General features: G+C 73.6%; 21 protein-coding genes. 12 read left to right on the forward strand and 9 right to left on the reverse strand.

Annotated features, from left to right (window positions below; translation table 11 throughout):
* Positions 1–3 precede the first annotated feature (3 nt).
* From ACJTNH_RS12975 to ACJTNH_RS12990, 4 genes are all read left to right on the forward strand, one after another.
* Positions 4–513 carry a flavin reductase family protein gene (locus tag ACJTNH_RS12975; protein WP_458176278.1) on the forward strand — a complete coding sequence of 170 codons (510 nt, stop codon included), beginning with the start codon at positions 4–6 and terminating at the stop codon, positions 511–513.
* Between the two features lie 74 nt (positions 514–587).
* Complete coding sequence (bla, locus tag ACJTNH_RS12980) at positions 588–1481, forward strand: class A beta-lactamase (RefSeq protein WP_458176280.1); 894 nt, start codon at positions 588–590, stop codon at positions 1479–1481.
* Positions 1482–1738: 257 nt separating this feature from the next.
* Complete coding sequence (locus ACJTNH_RS12985) at positions 1739–4339, forward strand: bifunctional FO biosynthesis protein CofGH (RefSeq protein WP_458176282.1); 2601 nt, start codon at positions 1739–1741, stop codon at positions 4337–4339.
* A gap of 78 nt (positions 4340–4417) precedes the next feature.
* Positions 4418–4861 carry a cupin domain-containing protein gene (locus ACJTNH_RS12990; protein ID WP_458176284.1) on the forward strand — a complete coding sequence of 148 codons (444 nt, stop codon included), beginning with the start codon at positions 4418–4420 and terminating at the stop codon, positions 4859–4861.
* A 9-nt stretch (positions 4862–4870) separates the two neighbouring features.
* On the opposite strand, the gene ACJTNH_RS12995 is transcribed toward ACJTNH_RS12990, so the two are convergent.
* Positions 4871–5872 (reverse strand): class I mannose-6-phosphate isomerase, encoded by a 1002-nt coding sequence (locus tag ACJTNH_RS12995; protein WP_458176286.1) that lies wholly within the window; start codon positions 5870–5872, stop codon positions 4871–4873.
* A 252-nt stretch (positions 5873–6124) separates the two neighbouring features.
* On the opposite strand from ACJTNH_RS12995, the gene ACJTNH_RS13000 reads away from it, so the two are divergent.
* The 4 genes from ACJTNH_RS13000 to ACJTNH_RS13015 all read left to right on the forward strand — a co-directional run bounded on the left by ACJTNH_RS13000 (position 6125) and on the right by ACJTNH_RS13015 (position 11514).
* Complete coding sequence (locus tag ACJTNH_RS13000; RefSeq protein ID WP_458176288.1) at positions 6125–7087, forward strand: ABC transporter substrate-binding protein; 963 nt, start codon at positions 6125–6127, stop codon at positions 7085–7087.
* A gap of 30 nt (positions 7088–7117) precedes the next feature.
* On the forward strand, positions 7118–8668 hold the full coding sequence (locus ACJTNH_RS13005) for a sugar ABC transporter ATP-binding protein (RefSeq protein ID WP_458176290.1): 1551 nt from the start codon (positions 7118–7120) through the stop codon (positions 8666–8668).
* Positions 8665–9684 carry an ABC transporter permease subunit gene (locus ACJTNH_RS13010; protein ID WP_458176292.1) on the forward strand — a complete coding sequence of 340 codons (1020 nt, stop codon included), beginning with the start codon at positions 8665–8667 and terminating at the stop codon, positions 9682–9684. The genes ACJTNH_RS13005 and ACJTNH_RS13010 overlap by 4 nt, the downstream gene beginning before the upstream one ends.
* A 150-nt stretch (positions 9685–9834) precedes the next feature.
* Positions 9835–11514 (forward strand): DUF885 domain-containing protein, encoded by a 1680-nt coding sequence (locus ACJTNH_RS13015; protein WP_458176294.1) that lies wholly within the window; start codon positions 9835–9837, stop codon positions 11512–11514.
* Between the two features lie 54 nt (positions 11515–11568).
* On the opposite strand, the gene ACJTNH_RS13020 is transcribed toward ACJTNH_RS13015, so the two are convergent.
* The gene (locus ACJTNH_RS13020; protein ID WP_458176296.1) at positions 11569–11787 is read right to left on the reverse strand and encodes a hypothetical protein; all 219 of its coding nucleotides are present in this window, start codon (positions 11785–11787) and stop codon (positions 11569–11571) included.
* A gap of 447 nt (positions 11788–12234) precedes the next feature.
* Between ACJTNH_RS13020 and ACJTNH_RS13025 the strand changes: the two genes are divergently transcribed.
* Positions 12235–12561 carry a WhiB family transcriptional regulator gene (locus ACJTNH_RS13025; RefSeq protein WP_458176369.1) on the forward strand — a complete coding sequence of 109 codons (327 nt, stop codon included), beginning with the start codon at positions 12235–12237 and terminating at the stop codon, positions 12559–12561.
* 98 nt (positions 12562–12659) lie between these two features.
* Positions 12660–13673, forward strand: coding sequence for an NADPH:quinone reductase (locus ACJTNH_RS13030; RefSeq protein WP_458176298.1), 1014 nt, complete (start codon positions 12660–12662; stop codon positions 13671–13673).
* A 110-nt stretch (positions 13674–13783) separates the two neighbouring features.
* Here the strand turns inward: ACJTNH_RS13030 and ACJTNH_RS13035 are convergent, their stop codons facing one another.
* From ACJTNH_RS13035 to ACJTNH_RS13050, 4 genes are all read right to left on the reverse strand, one after another.
* Positions 13784–16033, reverse strand: coding sequence for a metallophosphoesterase (locus ACJTNH_RS13035; protein ID WP_458176300.1), 2250 nt, complete (start codon positions 16031–16033; stop codon positions 13784–13786).
* Positions 16034–16295: 262 nt separating this feature from the next.
* Positions 16296–17450, reverse strand: a complete 1155-nt coding sequence (locus ACJTNH_RS13040) for an acyl-CoA dehydrogenase family protein (RefSeq protein WP_458176302.1) — start codon at positions 17448–17450, stop codon at positions 16296–16298.
* Between the two features lie 2 nt (positions 17451–17452).
* Positions 17453–19447, reverse strand: coding sequence for an ATP-binding protein (locus tag ACJTNH_RS13045; protein ID WP_458176304.1), 1995 nt, complete (start codon positions 19445–19447; stop codon positions 17453–17455).
* 136 nt (positions 19448–19583) lie between these two features.
* Positions 19584–19739, reverse strand: coding sequence for a hypothetical protein (locus ACJTNH_RS13050; protein WP_222193808.1), 156 nt, complete (start codon positions 19737–19739; stop codon positions 19584–19586).
* Positions 19740–19837: 98 nt separating this feature from the next.
* Here ACJTNH_RS13050 and ACJTNH_RS13055 point away from each other — a divergent pair, with 98 nt between their 5' ends.
* Positions 19838–20368: a ferritin gene (locus ACJTNH_RS13055; protein ID WP_458176306.1), complete on the forward strand. Its 531-nt coding sequence runs from the start codon at positions 19838–19840 to the stop codon at positions 20366–20368.
* Between the two features lie 46 nt (positions 20369–20414).
* On the opposite strand, the gene ACJTNH_RS13060 is transcribed toward ACJTNH_RS13055, so the two are convergent.
* The gene (locus ACJTNH_RS13060) at positions 20415–22019 is read right to left on the reverse strand and encodes a carboxyl transferase domain-containing protein (protein WP_458176308.1); all 1605 of its coding nucleotides are present in this window, start codon (positions 22017–22019) and stop codon (positions 20415–20417) included.
* A gap of 62 nt (positions 22020–22081) precedes the next feature.
* Here ACJTNH_RS13060 and ACJTNH_RS13065 point away from each other — a divergent pair, with 62 nt between their 5' ends.
* On the forward strand, positions 22082–22678 hold the full coding sequence (locus tag ACJTNH_RS13065) for an SACE_7040 family transcriptional regulator (protein WP_458176310.1): 597 nt from the start codon (positions 22082–22084) through the stop codon (positions 22676–22678).
* A gap of 61 nt (positions 22679–22739) precedes the next feature.
* Here the strand turns inward: ACJTNH_RS13065 and ACJTNH_RS13070 are convergent, their stop codons facing one another.
* On the reverse strand, positions 22740–24782 hold the full coding sequence (locus ACJTNH_RS13070; protein WP_458176312.1) for a hypothetical protein: 2043 nt from the start codon (positions 24780–24782) through the stop codon (positions 22740–22742).
* Positions 24783–24897: 115 nt separating this feature from the next.
* The gene (locus ACJTNH_RS13075; RefSeq protein ID WP_458176314.1) at positions 24898–26121 is read right to left on the reverse strand and encodes a hypothetical protein; all 1224 of its coding nucleotides are present in this window, start codon (positions 26119–26121) and stop codon (positions 24898–24900) included.
* Between the last annotated feature and the right edge of the window lie 66 nt (positions 26122–26187).

Below are 26187 nucleotides of genomic sequence, written 5' to 3' on the forward strand. Positions count from 1 at the left end.
CCCGTGCCTGTCGATGCCGCGGAGTACTCCGCCGCCCTGCGCCAGTACGCGGCCGGGGTGGTGCTGCTGACCGTCCGCGACGACATCGACGACGTCGGGACGACGGTGACCTCGCTGATGAGCGTCTCGGCCGACCCGCCGCTGGTCGCGATCGGGCTGGCCGCCGAGGGGTACCCCGCCGAGGTGCTGCAGTCGATCGGGTCCTGCGCGGTGAACGTGCTCGGCGCCGGTCAGGCGATCCTGGCCAGCCGGTTCGCCTCGGCCGGCCGACCCAGCGCCCGGCACCTGCTGGAGGCGGTGCCCTGGCAGCGCGCCCCGGTCAGCGACGCGATCGTGCTGGACGGCGCACTGGCGGCGCTGGACTGCACGGTGCACTCGGTCGTCGAGGCCGGCACGCACGTGCTGGTGCTGCTGCAGGTCGAGGGCGTGCCGGTGCTCGGCGACGGCGACCCGCTGGTGCGGCTGCGCGGCCGCTGGACCGACGGCGCGGGTGCACCGCTGCGCCGTCCGTGAACCGGGCCGTGTCGCGGGTGCGCACCCGTCGGGGTCCCGGCCAGACCGGGCTCCCCGGCTGGTGCGCAACGGCGGTGCTGCTGATCGCGCTGACCGGCTGCGGGGGTGGTGCTGAGCCGACGGCGTCGGCTCCCTCGTCGTCCGTCCCGTCCCCGTCGGCCCCCGCCGCGCCACCGGCGGCCGATCCCGCGGCCGCCGCGGCGTTCAGCGCGCTGGAGACGGAGTTCGACGCCCGGCTGGGCGTGTTCGCGCTGGACACCGGCTCCGGCCGGGTCGTCGCCCACCGGGCCGACGAGCGGTTCGCCTTCGCCTCCACCCACAAGGCGCTGTCGGTGGCCGCACTGCTCGCCGCGACGACGGCCGCCGAGCTCGACGAGGTCGTCCGCTGGACCGACGCCGACCTGGTCACCCACTCCCCCGTCACCCAGCCGCACACCGGCACCGGCCTGCCGCTGCGCGAGGTGGCCGCGGCGGCGGTGCAGCACAGCGACAACACCGCCGCGAACCTGGTGTTCGACCGGATCGGCGGGCCGGCCGGCCTGGAGCAGGAGCTGCGCGACCTCGGCGACGACGTCACCTCCGTCGACCGGGTGGAGCCCGAGCTGAACAGCGCCGTCCCGGGCGACGAGCGCGACACCAGCACGCCCCGTGCGCTCGCCACCGACCTGCGGGCCGTCCTGCTGGGCGACGTCCTCGACCCGGCCGACCGCGACCTGCTCACCGGCTGGATGCGGGACAGCGCCACCGGCGACACGCTGGTGCGGGCCGGCGTGCCGGCCGGCTGGCAGGTGGCGGACAAGTCCGGTGGTGGCGGGTACGGCACCCGCAACGACATCGCCGTCGTCCACCCACCCGACGGCGCCCCGATCGTGCTGGCCGTCCTCTCCAGCCGGGCCGAGCCGGACGCCGACCCCTCCGACGCGCTCGTCGCCCGCGCCACCGAGGTCGCCGTCACCACCCTGCGCTGACCCGCGGCTGGCCCTGTCCCAGCGTCCCCGTCCAGCCATGTTGGCCAACATGGCCGGACGGGGTGAGCACGGGAACTGGCGCACGGGTGTCAGCTCTCGTGCTCGGGCGCCGTCCGGGTTGACCCGGTCCAGTTGGGGTCGAGCCGTGCCAGGATGCGGCTCAACTCCAGCTCACCCGGGTTGACCCACCTCATCGACTGCGCGGGCCGGAGGCCACGGAACGCGGTGGTCACGCCGCGGGGCTAGCGTCGTGGCCGATGAGCCAGCCCATCCCCGCCCCGTCCGACTCCGCCCTCCGCCGTGCCCTGGTGCGCGCCGAGCGCGGGGTGACGCTGGACGCCACCGAGGCCGAGACCCTGCTGCACGCCCGCGGGCTGCGCGAGGGCGAACCGCTCGACCGGCTGCTGACCGCCGCCTCCCGGGTGCGCGACGCGGGGCTCGCCTCCGCCGGCCGGCCGGGGGTGGTCACCTACAGCCGCAAGGTGTTCATCCCGCTCACCCACCTGTGCCGCGACCGCTGCCACTACTGCACGTTCGTCACGACCCCCGGCCAGCTGCGCGCCGAGGGCAAGGCGCCGTTCCTCTCCCCCGACGAGGTGCTCGACATCGCCCGCGCCGGCGCCGCGCTGGGCTGCAAGGAGGCGCTGTTCACCCTCGGCGACCGCCCGGAGGACCGCTGGCCGGTGGCCGCCGAGTGGCTGGAGGCGGCCGGCTTCGACTCCACGCTGGACTACCTGCGGGCGATGGCTATCCGGGTGCTGGAGGAGACCGGGCTGGTCCCCCACCTCAACCCCGGCGTGCTGAGCTGGGAGGAGATCCAGCGGCTCAAGCCGGTCGCGGCGTCGATGGGGATGATGCTGGAGACGACGGCGACCCGGCTGTGGTCGGAGAAGGGCGGGCCGCACTTCGGCTCCCCCGACAAGGAGCCCGCCGTCCGGCTGCGGGTGCTCGAGGACGCCGGCCGCTCCGCCGTCCCGTTCACCACCGGGGTGCTGCTGGGCATCGGCGAGACACACGCCGAACGGGTCGACGCGATCGCCGAGATCCGCGCCTCCGCGCGGCGGCACGGGCACGTGCAGGAGGTGATCGTGCAGAACTTCCGGGCCAAGCCGCGCACCGCGATGGCCGCGCACGACGACCTCGCCCTGCAGGAGTACGTGGCCGCGGTGGCGGTCAGCCGGCTGATGCTGGGCCCCTCGGCCCGGGTGCAGGCACCGCCGAACCTCAGCGACTCCACGGAGCTGGCACTGCTGCTGCGCGCCGGCGTCGACGACTGGGGCGGGGTCTCACCGCTCACCCCCGACCACGTCAACCCCGAGCGGCCGTGGCCGAACATCGACAAGCTCGCCGAGCTGACCGCCGACGCCGGCTTCACCCTGCGCGAGCGGCTGGCCGCCCAACCCGGCTACGTCACCCAGCCCGAGCCGTGGCTGGACCCGCGGGTGCGCCCGCACGTCTCCGCCCTGGCCGACGACGACGGCCTCGCCGTCGAAGGCCGGCTGCCCGTCGGGCTGCCGTGGCAGGAGCCGGACGAGGCGTGGACCTCGTCCGGGCGCACCGACCTGCACACCGAGATCGACACCGTGGGGCGCACCGGCGACCGGCGCAGCGACTTCGACGCCGTCTACGGCGACTGGGCCGAGCTCCGCTCCCGCACCGAGGCGGCCCGCGACGGCCGCTCCACCGCGATCGCGGCCGGCGACCCCGACGTGCACGCGGCCCTGCGGCACGCCGAGACCGACCCGGCCGGGCTCTCCGACGCCGAGTACCTGGCGCTGCTGGGCGCCGACGGCACCGACCTCACGGCACTCGCCGCGCTGGCCGACGCCGTCCGCCGGGACGTCAACGGCGACGACGTCACCTACGTGGTGAACCGGAACGTCAACTTCACCAACGTCTGCTACACCGGCTGCCGGTTCTGCGCCTTCGCCCAGCGGCGCACCGACGCCGACGCCTTCACCTTGTCGATGCAGGAGGTCGGCGACCGGGTCGACGAGGCGTGGGCCGGCGGCGCGACCGAGATCTGCATGCAGGGCGGCATCCACCCCGACCTGCCCGGCACCGCCTACTTCGACCTGGCCCGGGAGGTGAAGTCCCGCCGTCCCGACATCCACCTGCACGCGTTCTCGCCGATGGAGGTCGTCAACGGGTCGGCCCGCACCGGGCTCTCCTACCGCGACTTCCTGATCGCAGCGAAGGAGGCCGGCGTCGACTCCCTGCCGGGCACCGCGGCGGAGATCCTGGACGACGACGTCCGCTGGGTGCTGACCAAGGGCAAGCTGCCCGCGGCGGCCTGGCTGGAGATCGTGCGGACGGCGCACGAGGTGGGCCTGCCGACGACCTCGACGATGATGTACGGCCACGTCGACACCCCGGCGCACTGGGTCGCGCACCTGCGCACCCTCGCCGCGCTGCAGGACGAGACCGGCGGCTTCCGCGAGTTCGTGCTGCTGCCCTTCGTGCACCACAACGCCCCGATCTACCTCGCCGGCGTCGCCCGGCCGGGGCCGACGAACCGGGAGAACCGCGCGGTGCACGCGGTCGCCCGACTGCTGCTGCACGGCCGGATCGACAACATCCAGACCTCGTGGGTGAAGCTCGGCGACACCGGCACCCAGGCGATGCTCACCGGCGGCGCCAACGACCTGGGCGGCACGCTGATGGAGGAGACGATCAGCCGGATGGCGGGCTCGGGCAACGGCTCGCTCAAGACCATCGCCGAACTCGAGGCGATGGCCGCCGCGATCGGCCGCCCGGCCCGCCAGCGGACGACGGAGTACGGCACCCCGAGCCCCGAACGGATGGCCACCGCCCGCAGCGACGAGGGCCGCCGCGCCCTCACCCTCAAGCTCGTCTGACCCGCTGAGCGTCGTCCGCACCTGATCAACGCTGCCCGGGCCGGACCGGCGGTGGGCTGCGGCGGTAGCCTGCCGCGCATGGCGGACCAGGGCTTCCCCGACGACTGGCACCAGCCGCTGCGGCACGTCCGCGCCGGAGAGCTCTCCGCGGAGACCGCGCAGACCTCCGGCATGACCCGGCACGAGGCGATCTCGGCCACCAGCGTCGGCGCGCAGCGGCTCTGGATGGGCGAGACGCGGGTGCCCCCGCACACCGGGTCCGGCGACCACCACCACGGCGACTCCGAGACCGCGATCCACGTGCTGCGCGGCCACCCGGTGTTCGTCTTCGCCGAGCACGGCGAGGAGGTACGGCTGCAGACCGGCCCGGGCGACTACGTCTTCGTGCCGCCGTACACCCCGCACCGCGAGGAGAACCTCAGCGGCGAGGAGGCCGTGGTGCTGATCGCCCGCAGCAGCCAGGAGGCCATCGTGGTCAACCTGCCCAGCCTGCTCCCCCAGCCCGACCGCGCCGACGACTGACCCGGGACGTCACCCGGCGGCCGGCGGGCGGCACCACAAGCCCTCGACCTGATCGCCGTCCAGGATCAGCGTGCCAGCCTCGTGGGGCACCAGGATCGTCTGCCCGGCGGTGACCAGCAGCTCCGCGTTCCCACGCTCGGCCCGCAACCGGCCGCGCCCGCCGGTGACGACCACGACGCCGAAGCCCGCGTCCAGAACTGTCCCGGAAGCGATCCGGTCGACCCGGAAGAACTCCGCTGCCTGCCCGGGGAGCACCGGTCCGCTGCCCTGTGCACGCCGCACGAGCCGGTCGACCTGCTCGGTGGAGCAGGCCGCCAGGTCGGCGGCGTCCAGCGCGAGGTCGAAGCCGAGGCCGAGGTGCCCCTCGCGCTGACCGTCGATGGCGAAGCCGCGCCACTCCAGCAGGATGGACAGGTCCTCCGGCTCCTGGACCTCCACGAGGAAGACGCCCTCGCCGATCGCGTGGGGCATCCCGGCGGGCACCAGGACCGCGTCGCCCGGCGCGACGTCGATCCCGTGCATGGCTGCCAGGAGCGGCTCGACGTCCTGGCGCCGCACCAGCTCGTGCACCAGGTCCCGAGCCAGCTCTCGCGCGAAGCCCAGGTGCACGCTGCCGCCGCGCAGGACCACCCACGCCTCGGTCTTGCCGTGGGCACGCCCGAGGTGCCGGGCGGCGAAGGTCCCGTCCGGGTGGACGTGCACCGGGAGCCGCTGACCGGCATCGAGCAGCTTCGTCAGCAACTTGGTGTCGGCGCCGAACCGCGTCACGTGCGTCTGCCCCAGCCACGCCACGGGGTCGACGCGCACCGCGTCGCGCAGCAGGCGCCCGTCGGGCAGGACCGACAGCCCCAACGTCTCCTCCCCGTGCAGGGTGGTGGTGGCGCCGATCCAGTCCTCCGGCAGGTGGCCACCGGTCCAGGAGAGGCCACGGAACTCGGCGATCTGCTCCCCGCCTGCATAGAACCGATCTGGAGGTCGGTTGTCGGGCAGCACGATCGGTGTGAGGGGCATCCGGTCTCCTCGGTGACGGTGGTGGCGGTGTCGGTCCGACCCCACGCTCGTCCCGCTGCCGAGCGCGACGAGCGTCTGCTGTCGATGACCGCCCCGGCCGGCGACACAGGCGGTTCTTCCCGCACATGACATCGTGAGCAAAGCTATCTTTCACCCGCGGCCGGCACCTGGTCAGCCCACGGTCCACGGACCGGGCGCGACCACCCGTCCCCCTGCACGACTCGAGTCGATCCAACGGAGGAACAGACGATGATGTCCATCTCTCGAGCCAGGACCACGTCCACGGCCCTGGTCATCCTGGGCGCGGTGGCGCTGAGCGGCTGCAGCAACGGCGACGCCACCACCGGCGGTGGCGGAGAGGGTGGCGGCGAGGTGGAGAAGGTCGGGCTGATGCTCCAGGACATCTCCAACCCGTTCTTCGCATCGATGCAGAACAGCATGGAGCAGGCGGCGGACGAGCAGGGCTTCGACCTCAACGTGCAGGACGGGCGCCAGGACCTGGCCGCGCAGAACGACCAGATCGACGCCTTCATCCAGCAGGGGATGGACCTCATCCTGCTCAACGCCGTGGACAGCTCCGGGATCGCCTCCGCGGTCGCCAGGGCCCAGGCAGCGGGCATCACGGTCGTCGCCGTCGACGTGGACGCCGAGGGTGCCGACGCAGCTGTCACCACCGACAACGTGGAGGCCGGTCGGCAGTCCTGCCAGGCGCTGGTGGACGCCCTCGGGGGCCAGGGGAACATCTTCGTGGTCGAGGGCACCCCGACGACGGCTCCGCAGGACCGGGTGGAAGGCTGCGAGGAGGTCCTCGCGGAGAACCCCGGGATCACCGTCGTGGCCCGTCAGGCCGGCAACAACGACCGCGCCAGCGGGCTGGCCCTGACCACCGACATGCTCACCGCCAACCGGGACGTCCAGGGCATCTTCGCGATCAACGACCCCGAGGCCCTCGGTGCCGACCTCGCCGTCGCCCAGGCAGGACGCAGTGGCGTGACGATCGTCGGCGTCGATGGCTCGCCCGAGGCGGTGAAGGCCCTGGAGGACCCGGCATCGAACTTCGCCGCCAGTGCCGCCCAGGACCCGGGTGGCATGGCGCTGGAGGCGCTCGAGGTCGGCAAGGACATCGTCGCCGGCAACTCCCCGGCCGAGCGGGTGACCTTGCTGGAGCCGACGCTGGTCACCAAGGACAACGTGAGCTCGTACGAAGGCTGGTGACGGTGGCACCGGCTGGGGAGAGGAACGCTCGTGACTGAGTCAACGGCTCCGCTGCTGGAGGTCGAGGGGATCAGCAAGCGCTTCGGCGCGACCCTCGCCCTGTCGAACGTGAGCTTCGACGTCCGGGCCGGCGAGGTCCACGCCCTGATGGGGGAGAACGGCGCCGGCAAGTCGACGCTCATGAAGATCATCTCGGGCAACTACCAGCCGGACACCGGCTCCGTCAGGATCTCCGGCTCCCCGGTGGCCATGGCCTCGCCCCGCGACGCCATGGCCGCCGGGGTGGCCATCATCCACCAGGAGCTCAACACGATCCCGGAGATGACGGTGGCCGAGAACCTGGCCACCGGTAACGAGCCACTGCGCTTCGGGATGCTGGATCGGAAGACGATGGTCACGCAGGCCCGGGAGAAGCTGGCCCGGGTCGGCGCGGACATCGACCCCAACCGGCCCATCGGCCGACTCAGCGTCGGCATGCAGCAGATGGTCGAGATCGCCCGCGCCGTGGCGGAGAACGCGAAGATCCTGGTCCTGGACGAACCCACGGCCGCGCTGTCCCGAACCGAGAGCCAGCAGTTGTTCGCCCTGATCCGGTCGATGCGCTCGCGCGGGATGGGCCTGGTCTACATCAGCCACCGCATGGAGGAGGTCTGGGAACTCGCCGACCGGGTGACCGTCTTCCGCGACGGGCAGCTGATCGGCACCCGGGACATGCGGGCGACCGGGCCGGACCAGGTGGGGCCTGGCGACATCGTGCGGATGATGGTCGGCCGCGACATCGACGACCTGTACGTGCGCACCGCTCATCCGGCAGGTGACGTCCGGCTCGCCGTGCGAGACCTGACCGGCGCCGGGGGCATCGGACCGGTCAGCTTCGACGTACGCGCCGGCCAGGTCGTCGGGATGGTCGGCCTCATCGGTGCCGGGCGGACCGAGGTGGCTCGCCTCGTCTACGGCGCGGACCGTCGCACGGGGGGGACGGTCAGCCTGGACGGAGAGCCGCTGGACGCCCGCAACCCCATCGAGGGCATCCGGGCCGGGGTGGGCCTGCTGCCGGAGAGCCGTAAGGACCAGGCCCTCTTCCTGGACCTGTCGGTGAAGGACAACATCGGCATGTCCACCTTGAAGGACCACAGCAGTGCTGGTGTCGTCCGCGGCGCCTCGCTGCTCAAGGCCGTGCGGGGCGTGATGGACCAGCTCAGGGTGCGGTCCAACGCGTTGAAGCTCGAGTCGCGGGCGCTGTCCGGCGGGAACCAGCAGAAGCTGGTGCTGGGGCGGTTGCTGCTCCAGCGGCCCAAGCTGCTGATCCTCGACGAACCCACCCGCGGCGTCGACATCGGCGCGAAGAGCGAGATCTACCGCCTGATCAACGAGATCGCGGGGACGGGGGCGGCCGTGCTGGTCATCTCCTCGGACCTCCCCGAGGCCCTGGGCATCAGCGATGAGCTGCTGGTCATGCGCACGGGCCAGATCGTGGCGACCCTCGACGCCCGGCAGGCCAACGAAGAGACCGTCATGCAACACGCCACGGGCGTCTACGCCGACGCCGCCACGAACGAGACCGCTGGGAACGCCCGATGAACCCGATGATGGCCACGACCCCGGAGAACCCCGTCCCGGACACGAACGTCGAGCCCGCGGTGGCCCGACGAGCCTCCGTGATCGCCCACTGGTGGGACCGGGTCGGCATCTTCCTGGTGCTCTTGATCCTCATCGCGCTGATGGCGGTCCTGGCACCGAACTTCCTGTCGGTCGACAACGCCATCAACGTGGCGCGGTCTGTCTCGATCAACGCGATCCTGGCCGCCGGGCTCACCGTGGTCATCCTGACCGCAGGGATCGACCTGTCGGTGGGGTCCATCCTCGCCGTTGCCGGCGTGGGCAGCGTCCTGCTCGCGGTGGATGGCGTGCCGACGCCACTGGCCCTGCTGGGGGGCATCCTCATCGGCGCGATCGCCGGCGCCCTCAACGGCGCTTTCGTCGCCTGGCTGGCGCTGCCCGCCTTCATCGTGACCCTCGGCTCGATGACCTACCTGCGCGGCCTCGCCTACTCGCTGCTGGACGGACAGCCGCTGGTCGCCAGCGACCTCGGCTTCCGCGGCATCGGCAACGGCAGCGTGGCCGGCATCCCGCAGCCGGTGGTCGTGATGCTCGTCGTCTACGCCATCTTCTGGTTCCTGCTGGAGCGGACGCGGTTCGGCCGGCACGTCTACGCCGTCGGCGGCAACATGGAGGCGGCTCGACTGGCCGGCATCAACGTGAAGCGAGTGCTGCTGTCGGCGTACATGCTCGCGGGAGCGGCCGCCGGCGTCGCCGGCCTCATCTTCTCCGCCCGGGTGCTCTCAGCCCAGCCGACCGCTGGTGAGGGCTACGAGCTCGACGCGATCGCGGCAGTCGTGCTCGGCGGCACGTCGTTGGCCGGTGGCCGCGGCCGGATCTTCGGCACGCTGGTCGGCGCAGTGATCATCGGGGTGCTGTCCAACGGGCTGATCCTGCTGGACGTGCCCTTCTTCTACCAGCTGATCATCAAGGGCGTGGTGATCATCATCGCCATCGCGCTCGACGGCCTGAAGCGGTTCTCCCGCGCCAGCGCTTGACGACGGGCCGGTGGCCGCACCGCCCTGCCACCGGCCCGCCCGCGCTCATCGACGACGCCCGTCCGGATCCGCCGATCCGGACGGGCGTCGTCGCCCACGAGACGCGGCGGTCCCCGCCGCTGGGGCGTCCTCCCCGGCTAGCGTGCCGGCATGAGTGAGCCCGTGCGTCCGCCGTCCCCCCTCGACCAGCTGGCCGACCGCTTCGTCGACGCCTACGCCGCCGACCAGCCGACCGTGGCCACCTACATCGGCGTCCCCGGCCACGACGACCGGTGGCCCGACCTCACCCCCGACGGGCACGCGGCCAGCGCCGAGCTGCTGCGCCGCACCGTCACCGAGGTCGAGCGGACCGACCCGGTCGACCGGCGGGACGACGTCGCCCGCAGCGCCATGCTGGAGCGGCTGGGCGCCGAGCTCGCGCTGCACGACGCCGGCTGGACGCAGGCCTCGCTCAACAGCATGGAGAGCCCGCTGCAGGGCTTCCGCAGCACCTTCGACCTGATGTCGGCCGAGACCGAGGACGACTGGGCCACCATCGCCCGCCGGCTCAGCCGGATCCCCGAGGCGCTGGCCGGCTACACCGCCGGGCTGGTCGACGCCGCCGGGAGGGGGCGGGTGTCCGCCGTCCGGCAGGTCCGGCTCTCCGCCGGCATCGCCCGCCGCTGGGCGGGCGCGGCCGGGCAGCCGAGCTTCTACGCCGAGTTCGCCGGCCGGGCACCGGTGGGCGACGCGCTGCGCGCCGACCTGGACCGGGCGGTGGCAGGCGCGAACGCGGCCCTGCTGACCTTCGCCGACACCGTGGAGCGCGAGCTGCTGCCGCACGCGCCGGAGGCCGACGGCGTGGGCCGCGAGCGGTACGCGCTGGAGTCCCGGCTGTTCACCGGCATGGACCTCGACCTCGAGGAGACCTACGCCTGGGGCTGGGACGAGCTGGCCCGGATCGTCGCCGAGAAGGAGGCGGTGGCCGAGCAGATCGCCCCCGGGCAGGGCATCGCCGGCGCGGTCGCGGCCCTGGACGCCGACCCGGCCCGCCAGGTGCGCGGCCGCGACGCCCTGCAGGCCTGGCTGCAGGAGACCGCCGACCGGGCGATCGCCGCCCTGGACGGCGTGCACTTCGACGTCCCCGGCCCGGTGAAGCGGGTCGAGGGGCGGCTGACGCCGACCTCCGGTGAGGGGGTCTACTACACCGGCCCGACCGAGGACTTCTCCCGCCCGGGCCGCATGTGGTGGTCGTTGCCCGACGGGGTCACCGACATGACCACCTGGCGGGAGACGACGACCGTCTTCCACGAGGGCGTGCCGGGCCACCACCTGCAGATCGGGCAGACCGTCTACAACGCCGCGCTGCTCAACCGCTGGCAGCGGCTGCTCTGCTGGTGCTCCGGGCACGGCGAGGGCTGGGCGCTGTACTCCGAGCGGCTGATGGGCGAGCTCGGCTTCCTCGACGACCTCGGTGACCGGCTGGGCATGCTGGACGCCCAGGAGCTGCGGGCCGCCCGCGTCGTCCTGGACATCGGGGTGCACCTGGACCTGCCGATCCCACCCGGCCGGGCCGCCGGCAACCGGTGGACCTACGACGTCGCGCTGGCGTTCCTGCGCACGCACGTGGACATGGAGGACGCGATGCGGGTCGACGAGCTGCACCGCTACCTCGGCTGGCCGGGGCAGGCGCCCTCCTACAAGGTCGGCGAGCGGGTCTGGCTGACCTGCCGCGACGAGGCCCGCGCCCGCGGCGGGGCCGACTTCGACCTCAAGGCGTGGCACCGGGCCGCGCTGGACCTCGGGCCGCTGGGCCTGGGCCCGCTGGCCGCGGAGCTCGCCCGCTCCTGACGCCGTCCGCCAGGGGGCGGTTCGGCGGGCGTGCTCGCCGGGCCGCTCCCCCGGTCAGGCCGCGTCGCGGCGGCCGGCGCCGTCGCGGTGGCCCCTCCAGCGGAGCCACTCCCGGACCGCCAGCCCCGCCCATGCGGCGGCGAGGAGCAGCGACAGCCAGCCCCAGCCCTGCTCATCGGAGCTGAACCGGCTCCCCGCCAGGAACACCCAGACGAGGGCCAGGAGGGCCCACACGACCCCGCGGGAGGCACTCGGCCGACGGTCTCCGGTCATCAGCCGATCATGCTGGACGCCGGCGGGCGGCGCAGCGGTGCGGTGACCTCCCGCGGGACCGGCCGCCCGCGGCGCGGGCCCGCCGGTGCACCGCGGCGGCGTGCGGTCGACGGGGTGTCCGGCCGGTGACGAGGAGTCGACGGACCCGTGCGAAGACGTCCAGAGCGGTCTCGGCGGACAACTTGATCTGGACGAACCAGGGGTGGTCCGTCGGCAACACCTGACGCCTGACACGGCGTGTCGGTGGCGCTGCACCGGCTCGCTGGGGCGCCTGCGGCGAGTGGTGCTCCTGTGACTCGGCGTAACACGGTGGACATTTGACCGGGGCCGAACACCACCCGTGTAATTCCCTCGTCGTCACGAACGGTGACGGCGCGGCCACCGCACCAGCGGAAGCCGGAACGAGACGCAGGGGGACGAATCGTGACCATCGCCGACGTGACGTGGATGGACGACTACCGGGCAGCTGCCGTCGAGGCGACGCCGGTGAACTACGGGCAGGACGTGCTGGGCCTGGCGGACGTCTACGACGCCGGCTTCACCGGTCTGGACGAGGAGCAGGGCTGGCAGGAGCGCGCGCTGTGCGCCGAGACCGACCCGGAGGCGTTCTTCCCGGAGAAGGGCGGCTCGACCCGCGAGGCCAAGAAGATCTGCACCGGCTGCGAGGTCCGCGCCGAGTGCCTGGAGTACGCGCTCTCCAACGACGAGCGCTTCGGCATCTGGGGCGGCCTGTCCGAGCGTGAGCGCCGCCGCCTCCGCCGCCGCGCCTCCTGAGGAAGGACCCCCTTCCTCCCCACCCTTCGCACGCTCAGGGCGGGTCCCGGGAAGGGGGCCGATGATCGGGGCGCGCTTCCCTGGGTAGGAGAACCATCGTGCGAGCGATCACCTACACCCAGCCCGGCGGTCCCGACGTCCTGCAGCTCGTCGCCCGCGCCACCCCCGAGCCCGGCCCCGGTGAGGTGCGGGTGCGCCTGGCCTTCTCCGGCGTGAACCCCACCGACTGGAAGTCCCGCAGCAGCGCGCAGCCCGGCCCCGAGGGGCAGGTCCCCAACCAGGACGGCGCGGGCACGATCGAGGCCGTCGGCCAGGGCGTCGACCCGGTGCTCGTCGGTGAGCGGGTCTGGGTCTGGGAGGCCGCCTGGCAGCGGCCGCACGGCACGGCGGCGGAGCACACCGTCGTCCCCGCCCGCCAGACCGTGCTGCTCGGCCAGGACCCCTCCTTCGAGCTCGGCGCCAGCCTGGGCATCCCCTTCCTCACCGCGCACCGCTGCCTGACCGTCGCCGAGTCGCTGCCCGACCGGCTGGCCCCCGGCTCGCTGAACGGCCGCACCGTGCTCGTCCAGGGCGGCGCGGGTGCCGTCGGCAACGCCGCCATCCAGCTGGCCCGCTGGGCCGACGCCACCGTGATCGCCACGGTCAGCTCACCGGCGAAGGCACAGCTGGCCGCCAAGGCCGGCGCCGACCACGTCATCGACTACAAGCAGCAGGACGTCGTCGCCGAGGTGCAGAAGATCGCACCCGCCGGCGTCGACACGATCGTCGAGGTCTCCGCGGCGCAGAACGCCGCCGTCGACGCCCAGGTGATCGGCGCGCACGGGGCCGTCGCCATGTACGCCGACGACGGCGGCGCCGAGGTCACCATCCCGGTGCGCGCCCAGATGGGGCCCAACGCCCGCTGGCAGTTCGTGCTCGTCTACACCGAGCCCACCCGCGCCAAGGACCTCGCCGTCGAGGACGTCAACGCCGCCGTCCTCGACGGCGCCGTCCGGGTCGGGGAGGACGCCGGGCTGCCGCTGCACGTCTACCCGCTGGCCGAGACCGCGGCCGCCCACCAGGCCGTGCAGGACGGCGCCGTCGGCAAGGTGCTCATCGACGTCACCGCCTGAGGGAGGACCCGAGCTCGCGGCGGGCCCCTGGAAGGGGGCCGGCCGGACAGCAGGACGCCCCCTCCCCCGGCACGGGCCGGGAGAGGGGGCGTCGACGTGCTCGGGTCAGCTCACCGCCCGCGGACGGTGAAGGGGACGCTCACCGGCTCGGCGGTCCGGCTGCCCATCGACTGCTGGGCGACCAGCTCGTGGGTGCCGGGGCGGAGCGTGCCGAGGTTGGCCCGCCACACGCCGTCCTGGCCGACGGTCACCGTGCGGGTGATGCCGGCCTTGACGGTGACCGTGGCGCCGGGGGTGCCGGTGCCGCTGGCCGTGACGGTCTGCGGCAGGGTCGCGTCGGCGGCCGGGGTGGTGACGGTCAGGCCCTCGATGTCCACCCGGGCGGTCAGCCACTGGTCCTGGCCGATCGGGTGGTCGACCACCCGGGTCTCACCGATGCAGCCGTTCCAGCCGTTGGTGGCCTGGTCGTCGACCCAGTCGGTGCCGAACAGCCACGGCATCGCGCCGTCCAGGCCGTGGCCCACGGTGTTGGAGGCGTTGCGCAGCACCGGCGCACCGTCGACGTACATGGTCGTGGTCGCCTTCACCGGGTCGTTGACCACCGCGACGTGCACCCAGGTGTCGACCATGATCTCGCCCGACCACGCGGTGCGGTCACCCTTGGCGGTGTCGATCGGCACCTCGGTCCACTGGAACTCCTTGAGGTTCGACAGGCCGAGGGCCACCGGGGAGGCGGTCCAGTCCCAGCGGGTGCGCGGCACGCCGATCTCCGAGCGGTTGCCCGAGCGCACGATCGCCTTCATCCAGGCGTTGTCGCTCTGGGTCCAGCTCTCGTCGATCTTGAGGAACGTCTCGATCGTGTAGCCGCCGGCGAGGGCGGCGGTGTTGACCGGGGCGTCCGGACGCGTCGTCAGGTAGCTGTACCGGTCGGTCTGCTTGCTCGCGTTGGAGAAGCAGACCGCCGCGCCGTCGGAGGAGAACGGGTTGGCGTCGTCGGTGAACCGGACGTCGCCCAGCTGGGCCGTGGGCGAGCCGGACTGCGCGATCGGCACCCGCGTCAGGTTGTTCCGGTTGTTGCCGGCGACGTCGCGGATGACGCCGCCCTGGGCCACCACGCCGTTGCGCCCGTTCATCCGCCAGTGGGCCAGGGTGCCCTCCACGACCGGGTAGTCGGTCGTGGAACCGGGCAGCGAGGTGGTGATCGGGTCCGGGGCGACGAAGCCGTCGAGCAGGATGTCGCGCGCCGCCTGGGTCAGCGAGGGCTCGTCGGCGGAGCCGGCGGTGAACGCGGGGTTGAACCCGCCGAACCGCTCCGAGAAGTCGATGTCGATGGTGAACTGCTGGTTCGGGCCCTCGAGGAACGCCTGGTCGTAGGCGGTCAGCTTCTCCGCCGGCTTGGCGACCACCCACGGCGAACCGGTCTGCGCCGTGATCGTGTCGTTGGTGAGGTCGAACTCGAACAGGCCCAGGTAGCCGTTCCCACCCTCGTAGGCCATCTGGTAGTCCATCAGGACCTGGGTCACCGCGTGCCCGAAGTCGTTCTGCTTGACCAGCTGCGTCGCGCCGTGGAAGTGGCCGTTCAGCGTCATGAAGACCTGGTCGTTGCTCTTGATGAGCTGGTTCCACAGCCGCAGGCCGTGGTCGGTCTCCTGCGGGGAGACCCCGTCGTCCTGGACGGCGATGATGTCGTGCGAGGTGAGGATGACCGGCACGGTCGGGTGCGCGTCGATCACCTCGTTCGCCCACCGGAGGGTGGCGTCCGAGGCGCGCCAGGACAGCGCCAGGACCATGAACTGCTGCCCCTCGGCCTCGAAGACGTGGTACTGGTTCATCCCCGTCGGGTCGCTGCCGCCGTAGGTCGACTGCTCGGCGGCGCGGTCGGGGCCGAACCAGCGGAGGAAGGGCTCGGCAGCCAGGTCGTACTGGTCGTCGTACCAGTTGCTCGCGGAGTTCCGGACGTCGTGGTTGCCGGCGAGGATCGAGTAGGGCAGATCGGCGTCGTCCAGGGTCTGCATCGCGGCGTCGGCGACGCGCCACTCACCCTCGGTGTTCACCTGGTCCACCACGTCGCCCAGGTGCGCGACGAACGGGATGTTCAGCTCGTCGGCGTGCTCGGCCAGCCAGCGGGTCTGGGCGGCGAAGGGGTTGTTCCCCTCGCCGTAGCGGTCGGGCCGCTCGAACTCGGACTTCGCGTAGCGGGAGTAGAACTGCGTGTCCGGCAGCACGGGGAAGGTGAACCGGGAGGCCGGCTCGACGGCCTGCGCACCCGTCTCCGGTGCCGCCTCGGCCGGCGCGGCGGTGGCCAGCCCACCCGCGGTGACCAGGGCCGCCGCGGTGGTGACCACCCCCAGGCCGGCCACGGCGCGCAGCCGTGACCTCCGTCCGGGTCCGTCCGCGCGGGGCGCGGGCCGTGAGCTGAGCAGGAGCATGGGTGCTGTCCTCCGACTGGCGTGGGTGCTGGTGGGTGGTCCCACCGCGCACGACGCTGTCGAGCGGCTGTGGCCGGCTGGTGTCGCAACTGTGTACGGCACGCCAGGCCGACGTGAAGGTGTAGTCACTCCACGTTTCGATCCTGATCAGGGTCGTTGGCCCCGCCCGGCACGCGCCCGGCGGGGCCGGCGCTCAGCCCAGGCCGAGGGAGCGGGCGATGAGCATGCGCTGCACCTCGCTGGTGCCCTCACCGATCTCCAGGATCTTGGCGTCCCGGTAGAACCGGCCGACCGGGAACTCGGTCATGAAGCCGTAGCCGCCGTGCACCTGGGCGGCGTAGCGGGCGTTCTCCATCGCCATCTCCGAGCTGTACAGCTTGGCGATCGAGGCCTCCCGCTTGAACGGCTCGCCGCGCAGCATCTTCTCCGCCGCCCGGTAGTAGGCCAGCCGCGCGGTGGAGGCCCGCACCTCCATGTCGGCGATCATGAACTGCACCGCCTGGTTGCGGCCGATGGTCTGCCCGAACGCCTCCCGCTCACCGGCGTACTTCACCGACTCGTCCACGCACCCCTGCGCCAGCCCGACGGCGAGCGCGGAGATGGCGATCCGCCCTTCGTCCAGGATCGACAGGAACTGCGCGTAGCCCCGGCCGCGCTCCCCCACCAGGTTCTCCACCGGGACCCGGACGTCGTCGAAGGCCAGCTCCCGGGTGTCCGAGGCGTTCCAGCCGACCTTGGCGTAGCGCTTGCCCACGGTGAACCCCGGGGTGTTCGACGGCACGATGATCGTGGAGATCTCCTTGCCGCCGTCGGGCTTCGTACCGGTGACCGCGGTGACGGTGACCAGGTCGGTGATGTCGGTGCCGGCGTTGGTGATGAACGCCTTCGAGCCGTTGACCACCCACTCGCCGTCCTCGAGCCGGGCGGTCGTCCGGGTGGCCCCGGCGTCGGAGCCGCCGCCGGGCTCGGTCAGCCCGAAGGCGCCCAGCGCCTCACCGGCGCACAGCCGGGGCAGCCACTGCTGCTTCTGCTCCTCGGTGCCGAACCGGTAGATCGGCATCGCCCCCAGCGACACCCCGGCCTCCAGGGTGATGGCCACCGAGCTGTCGACCCGGGCCAGCTCCTCCAGGGCGACGCAGAGGGTGAAGTAGTCACCACCCGAGCCGCCGTACTCCTCGGGGAAGGGCAGCCCGAACAGCCCCAGCTCGCCCATCTGCCGGACGATGTCGGTCGGGAACTCGTCGCGCTCGTAGAACCCGCCGATCTGCGGGGCGATGACCTCCACGGCGAACTCGCGGACCACCTTCCGCAGCGCCTCGGTCTCCTCGTCGAGCCGGTAGTCCAGCACTGTCACTCCCCCTCGCCGGGCGCCGGTGGGGTCACCACGGCCACCCGCTCGTCCAGCCGGACCGAGTGGCCGGCCGTCACCGCGAGCTCGGTGACCGTCCCCGCGACCGGGGCGGTCAGCACGTGCTCCATCTTCATCGCCTCGACGACCAGCAGCGGGGTCCCCGCGGCCACCTCGTCCCCGAGGGACACCTGCACCAGCGTCACGGTCCCCGGCATCGGGGAGGTGACGGCACCGTCGGCGCCGGCAGCCACCCCGGTCGGGGCGAGCCGCTCGTGCTCGCGCAGCGCGGCCACGTGGCCGTCCACGGCCAGCCAGACCGTGCCGCCGGCGTGCACCACGGTGTAGCGGGTGGTGACGCCGTCCAGCGTCACGCCCAGCTCGCCGCCGTGCCGCTCGACGCGGGCGGGCACCGGTGCGCCGTCCCCGACGGCGACCTCCGCGGCGTCGGAGCGGCCGCGGACCCGCACGGTGACCGGGTCACCGCCCGGCGCCTGCAGCCGGCGGACCGTCCAGGCCGGCTCGCCCAGCCGCCAGCCGGAGGTGTCCTGCCACGGGTCGACCCGCGCTCCCACCGGCTCGGACTCCAGCAGCAGGGCCAGGCCGGCCACCGCGTAGACGTGCGGCGGGGGCGGCTGCAGCTGGGTGAGCGCCTCACCGCGACGCTCGATCAGGCCGGTGTCCAGCCGGCCGGCGACCACGTCGGGGTCGTTCAGCAGGTCACGCAGGAAGGTGGTGTTGGTGACCACGCCCAGGACGGCGGTGTCGCCGAGCGCGGTGACCAGCCGGGCCCGGGCGGTCTCCCGGTCGTGGCCCCAGGCGATCACCTTGGCCAGCATCGGGTCGTAGTCGGCGCCGACGACGCCGCCCACCCGCAGCGAGCTGTCCACCCGGACGCCGGGACCGGACGGCTCGAGCAGCCCCACGACCTCGCCGGTCTGCGGCAGGAAGCCGCGGGCCGGGTCCTCGGCGTACACCCGGGCCTCGATCGCGTGCCCGTCGAGGCTGATGTCGTCCTGGTCGACCGGCAGCCGCTCACCGGCGGCGACCCGCAGCTGCACCTCCACCAGGTCCAGGCCGGTGACGGCCTCGGTGACCGGGTGCTCCACCTGCAGGCGGGTGTTCATCTCCAGGAAGAAGAAGTCGCCCGGCGAGTCGGCGTCGACGATGAACTCCACCGTGCCGGCGCCGGTGTAGCCGACCGCCCGGGCCGCGTCGACGGCGGCGCTGCCCATCGCCGCCCGGGAGGCCGCGCTCAGCAGCGGGGACGGCGCCTCCTCGATCACCTTCTGGTGCCGGCGCTGCAGGCTGCACTCCCGCTCGCCGAGGTGGACGACGTTGCCGTGGGTGTCGCCGAACACCTGCACCTCGATGTGCCGGGAGTGGCCGAGGTACCGCTCGACCAGCAGGGTGTCGTCGCCGAAGGAGCTGCGCGCCTCGCGCCGGGCGGCGGCGATCTGCCCGGCCAGCTCGGCCGGGCCGCGCACCACCCGCATGCCCTTGCCGCCGCCACCGGCGCTGGGCTTGAGCAGCACCGGGAAGCCGACCTCGACCGCGGCCCGGGCGACCGCGTCGTCGTCCATGCCGGGCTCGGTGCGGCCGGGCACGACCGGCACCCCGGCGGCGGCGACGGTCTGCTTGGCCCGGATCTTGTCGCCCATCGCCTCGATGGCGGCGACCGGCGGGCCGATGAAGACGATCCCGGCGGCGGCGCAGGCCCGGGCGAAGTCGACGTTCTCGGAGAGGAACCCGTAGCCGGGGTGCACGGCCTGGGCGCCGGTGCGGCGGGCGGCGTCCAGCACGCGGTCGATCGACAGGTAGCTCTGCGCGGCCGGCGCCGGGCCGATCGGGACGGCGACGTCGGCCAGCCGGGTGTGCAGCGCACCGGCGTCGGCGTCGCTGTGCACGGCGACCGAGCGGATGCCCATCGCCTTCAGCGTCCGGATGACCCGGACGGCGATCTCGCCACGGTTGGCGACCAGGACGGTGTCGAACACCCCTCAGCACCCCCCACCGACGGCGAGCGCACGCTTGTTCGCGCGAAACCGCGCGCGCGTGTTCGCGCGAGACCGCGCGCGCGTGTTCGCGCGAGACCGCGCGTGCTCTCGCGCGGACGAGCGCAAGGGTGCCGGGTCAGGCTGCCTTGGCGTCGACCTTGACCAGGCGGCGCTTCTTGACCGTGTAGCCGGGCGGGAGGGTGCCCTCGGCGAGCGCACGCAGCGGGCACCGGCCGCAGCGGGGCTTGTCGACGCAACACTTCTTCTTGGGCATCTTGGCCGACTTCCCCACGAGGTGAGGTTAGCCATGCCTTCCCCGGCCGTCCACGCGGCGGGCGTGTCGCCGACTACGGTGCGGAGGACGTCACCCAGCGACCCACGGGAGCCACGATGGCCGCCGAGCCCTTCATCGACCTGCTCAACGCCCAGATCGGCCACGAGTTCGCCGCCCACCAGCAGTACGTGGCGATCGCCATCTACTTCGACGACCTGACCATGCCGCAGACCGCGCAGCTCTTCTTCGACCAGGCCGCCGAGGAGCGGAACCACGCGATGATGATGGTCCGCTACCTGCTCGACGCCGACGCCCCGGTGCAGATCCCCGGCATCGCGGCGCCGATCAACCAGTTCGCCGACGTGGTCGCCCCCGTCGCCCTGGCCCTCGAGCAGGAGAAGCGGGTCACCGAGCAGATCAACCAGCTCACCGCGGTCGCCCGGGCGCACAACGACTTCGCCTCCGACCAGTTCATGCAGTGGTTCATCAAGGAGCAGGTCGAGGAGGTCAGCAAGATGAGCGACCTGCTCGCCGTCGTCAAGCGCTCCACCCACGACCTGGAGACGATCGAGGACTACGTGCTGCGCGAGGTCAAGCCCGAGGGCGCCGACCCGACGGCCCCCGCCATCGCCGGCGCCGCCGACTGACCCGCCCGTCCGGCCATGTTCGCCAACATGGCCGGACACGGGGGCCTCACATCCGGAAGACGCCATAGCCGACCTCCTCGAGCGGGGCGTTGGCGCACGCGGAGAGCGCGAGCCCGAGCACGGTGCGGGTCTGGGCCGGGTCGATCACGCCGTCGTCCCAGAGCCGCGCCGTGGCGTGGAACGGGTGGCCTTGCTCCTCGTACTGGGCCCGGATCGGCGCCTTGAACGCCTCCTCGTCCTCGGCGCTCCAGTCGTCGCCCAGCCGCTCGCGGCGCACCGTCGCCAGCACGGAGGCCGCCTGCTCCCCGCCCATGACGGAGATGCGGGCGTTGGGCCAGGTGAACAGGAAGCGGGGCGAGTACGCCCGGCCGCACATCGAGTAGTTGCCGGCGCCGAACGAGCCGCCGATGACCACGGTCAGCTTGGGCACCCGGGCGCAGGCGACGGCGGTGACCATCTTGGCGCCGTGCTTGGCGATGCCACCGGCCTCGTAGTCGCGGCCGACCATGAAGCCGGAGATGTTCTGCAGGAAGAGCAGCGGGACCTTCCGGCGGTCGCACAGCTCGATGAAGTGCGCGCCCTTGAGCGCGGACTCGGCGAACAACACGCCGTTGTTGGCGATGATCCCGACCGGGTGGCCGTGCAGCCGGGCGAAGCCGGTGACCAGGGTCTGCCCGTACAGCGGCTTGAACTCGGCGAACCGGCTGCCGTCGACCAGCCGGGCGATCACCTCGCGGACGTCGTAGGGCGTGCGGGTGTCGACCGGGACGACGTCGTACAGGCTCTCCGCCGGGTGCAGCGGCTCCTCGACCGGCTCGACGTCCCAGGGCCTGGGCTCGCGCGGGCCCAGGGTGCCGACGATCTGCCGGACGACCTGCAGCGCGTGCGCGTCGTCCTCGGCGAGGTGGTCGGTGACGCCGCTGACCCGGGAGTGCAGGTCGCCGCCACCGAGCTCCTCGGCGCTGACCTCCTCGCCGGTCGCCGCCTTCACCAGCGGCGGGCCGCCCAGGAAGATCGTGCCCTGCCCGCGGACGATGACCGCCTCGTCGCTCATCGCCGGCACGTACGCGCCACCGGCGGTGCACGAGCCGAGGACGGCGGCGATCTGCGGGATGCCGGCCTTGGAGAGGTTGGCCTGGTTGAAGAAGATCCGGCCGAAGTGGTCGCGGTCGGGGAAGACCTCGTCCTGCAGCGGCAGGAACGCCCCGCCGGAGTCGACCAGGTAGACGCAGGGCAGCCGGCTCTGGGCCGCCACCTCCTGGGCCCGCAGGTGCTTCTTCACCGTCATCGGGTAGTAGGTGCCGCCCTTGACGGTGGCGTCGTTGGCGACGACGACGACCTCCCGGCCGGCGACCCGGCCGATGCCGGTGATGATCCCGGCGGCCGGGGCCTCGTCGTCGTAGAGGCCGTGCGCGGCCAGCGGGGAGAGCTCCAGGAAGGGGCTGCCCGGGTCGAGCAGTGCGTCGACCCGCTCGCGGGGCAGCAGCTTGCCGCGCTCGACGTGCCGTTGCCGGGCCCGCTCACCACCACCCTGGGCCACCCGGGCCAGCTCGGCGGCCAGCTCCGCGGCCAGCGCCGCGTGGTGTGCGGCGTTGCGGGCAGCCGCCGACGGGTCGGTCGGCGGAGCGCTGGGGAGCACCGGTGCGTCCACGGAGTGAGGTTAACCACGGTTCACGCTGCCGGTCCATGGTCGGTCGCGATTAACCTCGCGGGGTGAGGTCGGAGCCGGACAGTGCGCTGCACAGCGACGTGGCGAACCCCTCCCGCCGCGAGCAGATCCTGCGCGCGGCCGCCCAGCTGTTCGCCGAGCGCGGCTCCCGGGCGGTCGGGGTGGACGACGTCGGCGCGGCCGTGGGCGTCACCGGGCCGGCGATCTACCGCCACTTCGCCAGCAAGGACGCGATGCTGGCCGAGATGCTGCTGCGGATCAGCGAGCGGCTGCTGGCCGGCGGCACCGAGCGGATCGCGTCGGCCGGCGACGACCCGGCCGACCAGCTGCGCGCCCTGGTCGACTTCCAGGTGGACTTCGCCCTGGACAACCCGGCGCTGATCACCGTGCAGGACCGCGACCTGGGAGCCCTCAGCGACCCGGATGCCCGCCGGGTGCGGCAGCTGCAACGCCGCTACGTCGAGGAGTGGGTGGCCGTGCTGGCCCGGCTGCACCCGGAGGCTTCCACCGCCGCCGTCCGGGCCCGGGCGCACGCCGTCTTCGGGCTGATCAACTCCACCCCGCACAGCGCCGGCCGGCTGTCCCGCCCGGCGACGGCCGCCCTGCTCGCCGACATGGCCCTCGCCGCCGCGACCGCCTGAGGAAGGACCCCACTGCCCCCCACCACTCGCGAGCTCGCGGCGGGCCCCTGCAGCGGGGCCGTCAGTCGCTGGTGGTGGTGGTGGCGGTGGGCAGCGACAGGGCCGAGCTGGCCAGGGCGTCGAGGGCGGACGTCGGGCCCGCCTCACCGGTCCAGGAGGTCTCCACGATGGTCACGGTGGTGTCCTGCTGGCCGCTGGCGTACTGGGCTCGGGACAGCGCGGTCGGGCCGCCGTCCCAGCTCACGCCCTCCCGGAGCAGGTCGCTGACGTTGCCGCTGCCGTTGGTGTCGGCGAGCGAGCGCAGCGCCTGGGCACTGGCGGCGTCGGGCATGGTCACCCGGGACAGCGAGACGACCGCGGGCTGGCCGCCGGCCTCCGCCGACCAGAGCGAGCGGTCAAGCCCGGCGCAGTCGGTGCGCTCGAAGAAGCCGGCGACCGCGCCGTAGGCGTGCTCCTGGCAGGTCGCGTCGACCTGGGTGGCCTGCAGGGTGAAGGGCACCCCGTTCACCACCTCGGTGCTCCCCACGGCCGGGCCGGCCGGGGTCGCGTCCTCGGCCGGGGCGCTGTTGCTGCTGCTGCCGGGGTCGGCGTCGGCGGTGCCGCCGTCGTCGCCGGCGAACGAGCGGACGCCGACCACGACGAGGACCGCGACCAGCACCAGGCCTGCCACGACCAGCGCGAGCACCCGCCCGCGACCGGTCCGCTCCCCGGCGTGCTCCGCGGCGCTGCTGCCCCGCGGCCCCGCGGCGACGGCGGACCGGCGCGGCTGCAGTTCGGGAGGGAGCTCGCGTCGCGGTGCCGGCGCGGCGTCGGGCGGGCCGCCGAGCAACCCGCCGAGACCACCGCCGGTGTCCTCCGCCGACGGCCGCGCTCGGTGCGGAGCGGCCGCCGGCGGTTCGGGGACGAGCGCCTGCGTGTCGCCGGCCCGCGCCGTCGGGAACACCGTGCTGCGCGGCTCGCCGGCTCCGGCGACCGGTCGGACCGTGGGGAGACCGGTGGCCACCGGCACCGCGGGCAGGCGGCCGGCCGGCTCCTGGGTCTCGGCCCGCTCCACCGCCTGGTCCGGTCCGGGGACGTGGGCAGGTCCGGATGCCTGGTCCGGTCCGGGGACGTGGGCAGGTCCGGGTGCCTGAGCAGGGACGGACGTCTGGGCAGGGATGGCTGCGTGGGCAGGGACGGATGCGGTGGCAGGGACGGATGCCTGGGGCCCGACCGGCCCCTGCGCCACGGCGTGCCCGTAGGCCTGTTCCTGCTCCTGCGCCTGCACGGCTGCGGCCGCCACCCGGGCCGCGGCCGCCGGGTCCACCAGCGGCACGCCGGGCGCCTGCCGCGGCAGCTCGGTCGCGGTCGCCGGCGCCGGCGCGACGGCGGGCGCCGCGCCGGTGGACGGTGCGGTGAGGCGGCTGGGTGAGGCGTTCAGCGCCGCGGGGGTCAGCAGGTCCGGCCGGCGGAGCACGTAGGGCGAGTACGGGAAGCCCTCGCCGTTGAGCTCCTCGACCGAGGGGGTGCGCCCACCCACGCCGAGTGCCTCGACCGCCGCCCGGACGTCGGCCGTCGTCCAGAGCCGGGGGTTGTCGGTGCCGGCGTGCCGGCTGGCCCGGGCCACGCCGAGCAGCAGCGAGCGCGGGTCGAGCACCGCCACCTGGTCGCCCTCGCCGAGGTCGCCGTCGGCGGGCACCAGCCCGGTGACCGCGCCGGTGAGCACGGTCAGCCGGGCGACCCGCCCCGGCTCCAGACCGGCCTTGCGCAGGGTGACCGCCACGTGCATGCCGGCCCGCATCAGCCCGTCCAGCGGGGTCGAGCCGCCACCGGCCAGCTGCAGGACGTCGCCGGGCCCGTCGCCGGAGCCGATCGTCCAGGCTCCCTCCGGGGTCGCGGTGACCACGCCCGACTGACGCTCGACCTCGACGACCCGGACGACGGCGACACCCTCGGGGACGAAGAGCACGGCGTCGGACTGCCGCCGCTGCATCGGGCCCTCGACGATGGGCAGCGCGGCCATCAGGGCGCCGCGCACGCCACCGCCGGTGTCCCAGCCGGCCAGCTCGGCGAAGAACGCACGCTCGGCAGCCGTCTGGGACGGCGTCGGCGTGAGGATCAGCACGGGCTCTCCAGGGGCAGGCGGCGGATCGCGGCGGGAGGGCGTCGACCGCGGCGGGCCGCGGCAGCGCGGCGGCGGACCCGCTCGACGTTACGTCATCGACCGGCCCGTCCCGGGTTCACCGCGAGGACGCGCCGCCGCCCACCAGGAGTCCCGGCGTGTCCCCCGGCTGTTCCCGCCCGGGCTCGTCCGCCGCCTGCCAGCGGGCGAACGCGGCGGTGCCGGTCACCCGGTCGAGCCCGGCCCACAGCGCGGCGAAGCCGACGGCGATGACCGGCAGCGCGGCCCAGTTCCACGGCGGGATGTCGCCGACCGCCGACTGCGCCAGGGCGGCGGCGACCACTCCCCCGGCAGCCAGCGGGCCGGCCAGCCAGCCGGGCACCCGCCGGGTGACGGCCAGGTCGACCAGCACCGCCCCGGCCAGCAGCATCACCGGCACCACCGAGGGCGGGAAGCCCGTGGCGGTGAGCAGCCCCCCGGTGACCAGGCGGTAGGCGAGGTACGCCCCGGCGATGACGGTGGCGGTCCAGCGCAGCCCGACGGTCCGGCGGGCGACCACCAGGGCGAGCAGGCCCGCGCAGATCAGCCACGCCGGGTGCACCCAGGAGGGCACCGGCAGCATGAACTGGGTCGGGGTCTGCCCCTGGGAGGCGGCGAAGTCCAGCAGCGAGGGCTCGGCGGTGGTCCGCCCGGCCCGGTAGTCGGCCAGGGCCAGCACGCCGTACTCCTGGTGCTGGTTGGGGAACAGCACGTTCTCCACGAAGAACAGCCACAGCCCCAGGGAGACCAGGTCCCGCAGGCGGCCCGGCGCGGCGTAGAGCCACCAGCCGCGGATCGCGCCGGCCAGCATGATCGCCGTCCCCAGGTAGAGCAGCGCGTGGCTGGGGCTCCAGCTGGTGATGTCCAGGCCGTTGATGCGGTGGTTGAGCAGGTCGACCGGGATGGCCACCAGGAACGTGGTGATGCCGGCCTGCATCAGCCGCAGCGCCCGCCGGTCGACCCCGTGACCGCTGTAGCTGTGGAAGACGACGAGGGCGACGACCAGCGCCGTCCCGGCGGAGTTGAGCAGGTGGGGCGGGGCGAGGTCGTCGCGCAGCCACTTGAAGTGCCAGGACACGTCCCAGGAGGAGCCGAGCATCTTGAGCCCGAAGGCGACCAGCCAGGCCGTGTAGATCCAGCGCAGCTCGTCGGAGCTGGTCGACCGCCCGGGGCGGCCCGGCGTCATGTAGGCCTGCCACAGCCAGCGCAGCAGCGCGACCGGGTGCCGGAGACCGGCACCGAGGGAGGACGGCGCCGGTGCGACCGCACCGGCAGGCGGCGCGAGGGGCGTGCTGGAGGACACGAGCGACTCCGCGGGGTCGGTGCAGGAGGCCTGAGCGTAAGGGCGCGGACCACCCGTCCGGGCGAC

The organism is Modestobacter lacusdianchii (assembly GCF_054177765.1).

Coding starts and splice junctions, on each gene's coding strand:
- ACJTNH_RS12985 (WP_458176282.1), top strand. CDS start 1,739: ATGAGCCAGCCCATCCCCGCCCCGTCCGACTCCGCCCTCCGCCGTGCC.
- ACJTNH_RS12990 (WP_458176284.1), top strand. CDS start 4,418: ATGGCGGACCAGGGCTTCCCCGACGACTGGCACCAGCCGCTGCGGCAC.
- ACJTNH_RS12995 (WP_458176286.1), bottom strand. CDS start 5,872: ATGCCCCTCACACCGATCGTGCTGCCCGACAACCGACCTCCAGATCGG.
- ACJTNH_RS13000 (WP_458176288.1), top strand. CDS start 6,125: ATGTCCATCTCTCGAGCCAGGACCACGTCCACGGCCCTGGTCATCCTG.
- ACJTNH_RS13010 (WP_458176292.1), top strand. CDS start 8,665: ATGAACCCGATGATGGCCACGACCCCGGAGAACCCCGTCCCGGACACG.
- ACJTNH_RS13015 (WP_458176294.1), top strand. CDS start 9,835: ATGAGTGAGCCCGTGCGTCCGCCGTCCCCCCTCGACCAGCTGGCCGAC.
- ACJTNH_RS13020 (WP_458176296.1), bottom strand. CDS start 11,787: ATGACCGGAGACCGTCGGCCGAGTGCCTCCCGCGGGGTCGTGTGGGCC.
- ACJTNH_RS13025 (WP_458176369.1), top strand. CDS start 12,235: ATGGACGACTACCGGGCAGCTGCCGTCGAGGCGACGCCGGTGAACTAC.
- ACJTNH_RS13055 (WP_458176306.1), top strand. CDS start 19,838: ATGGCCGCCGAGCCCTTCATCGACCTGCTCAACGCCCAGATCGGCCAC.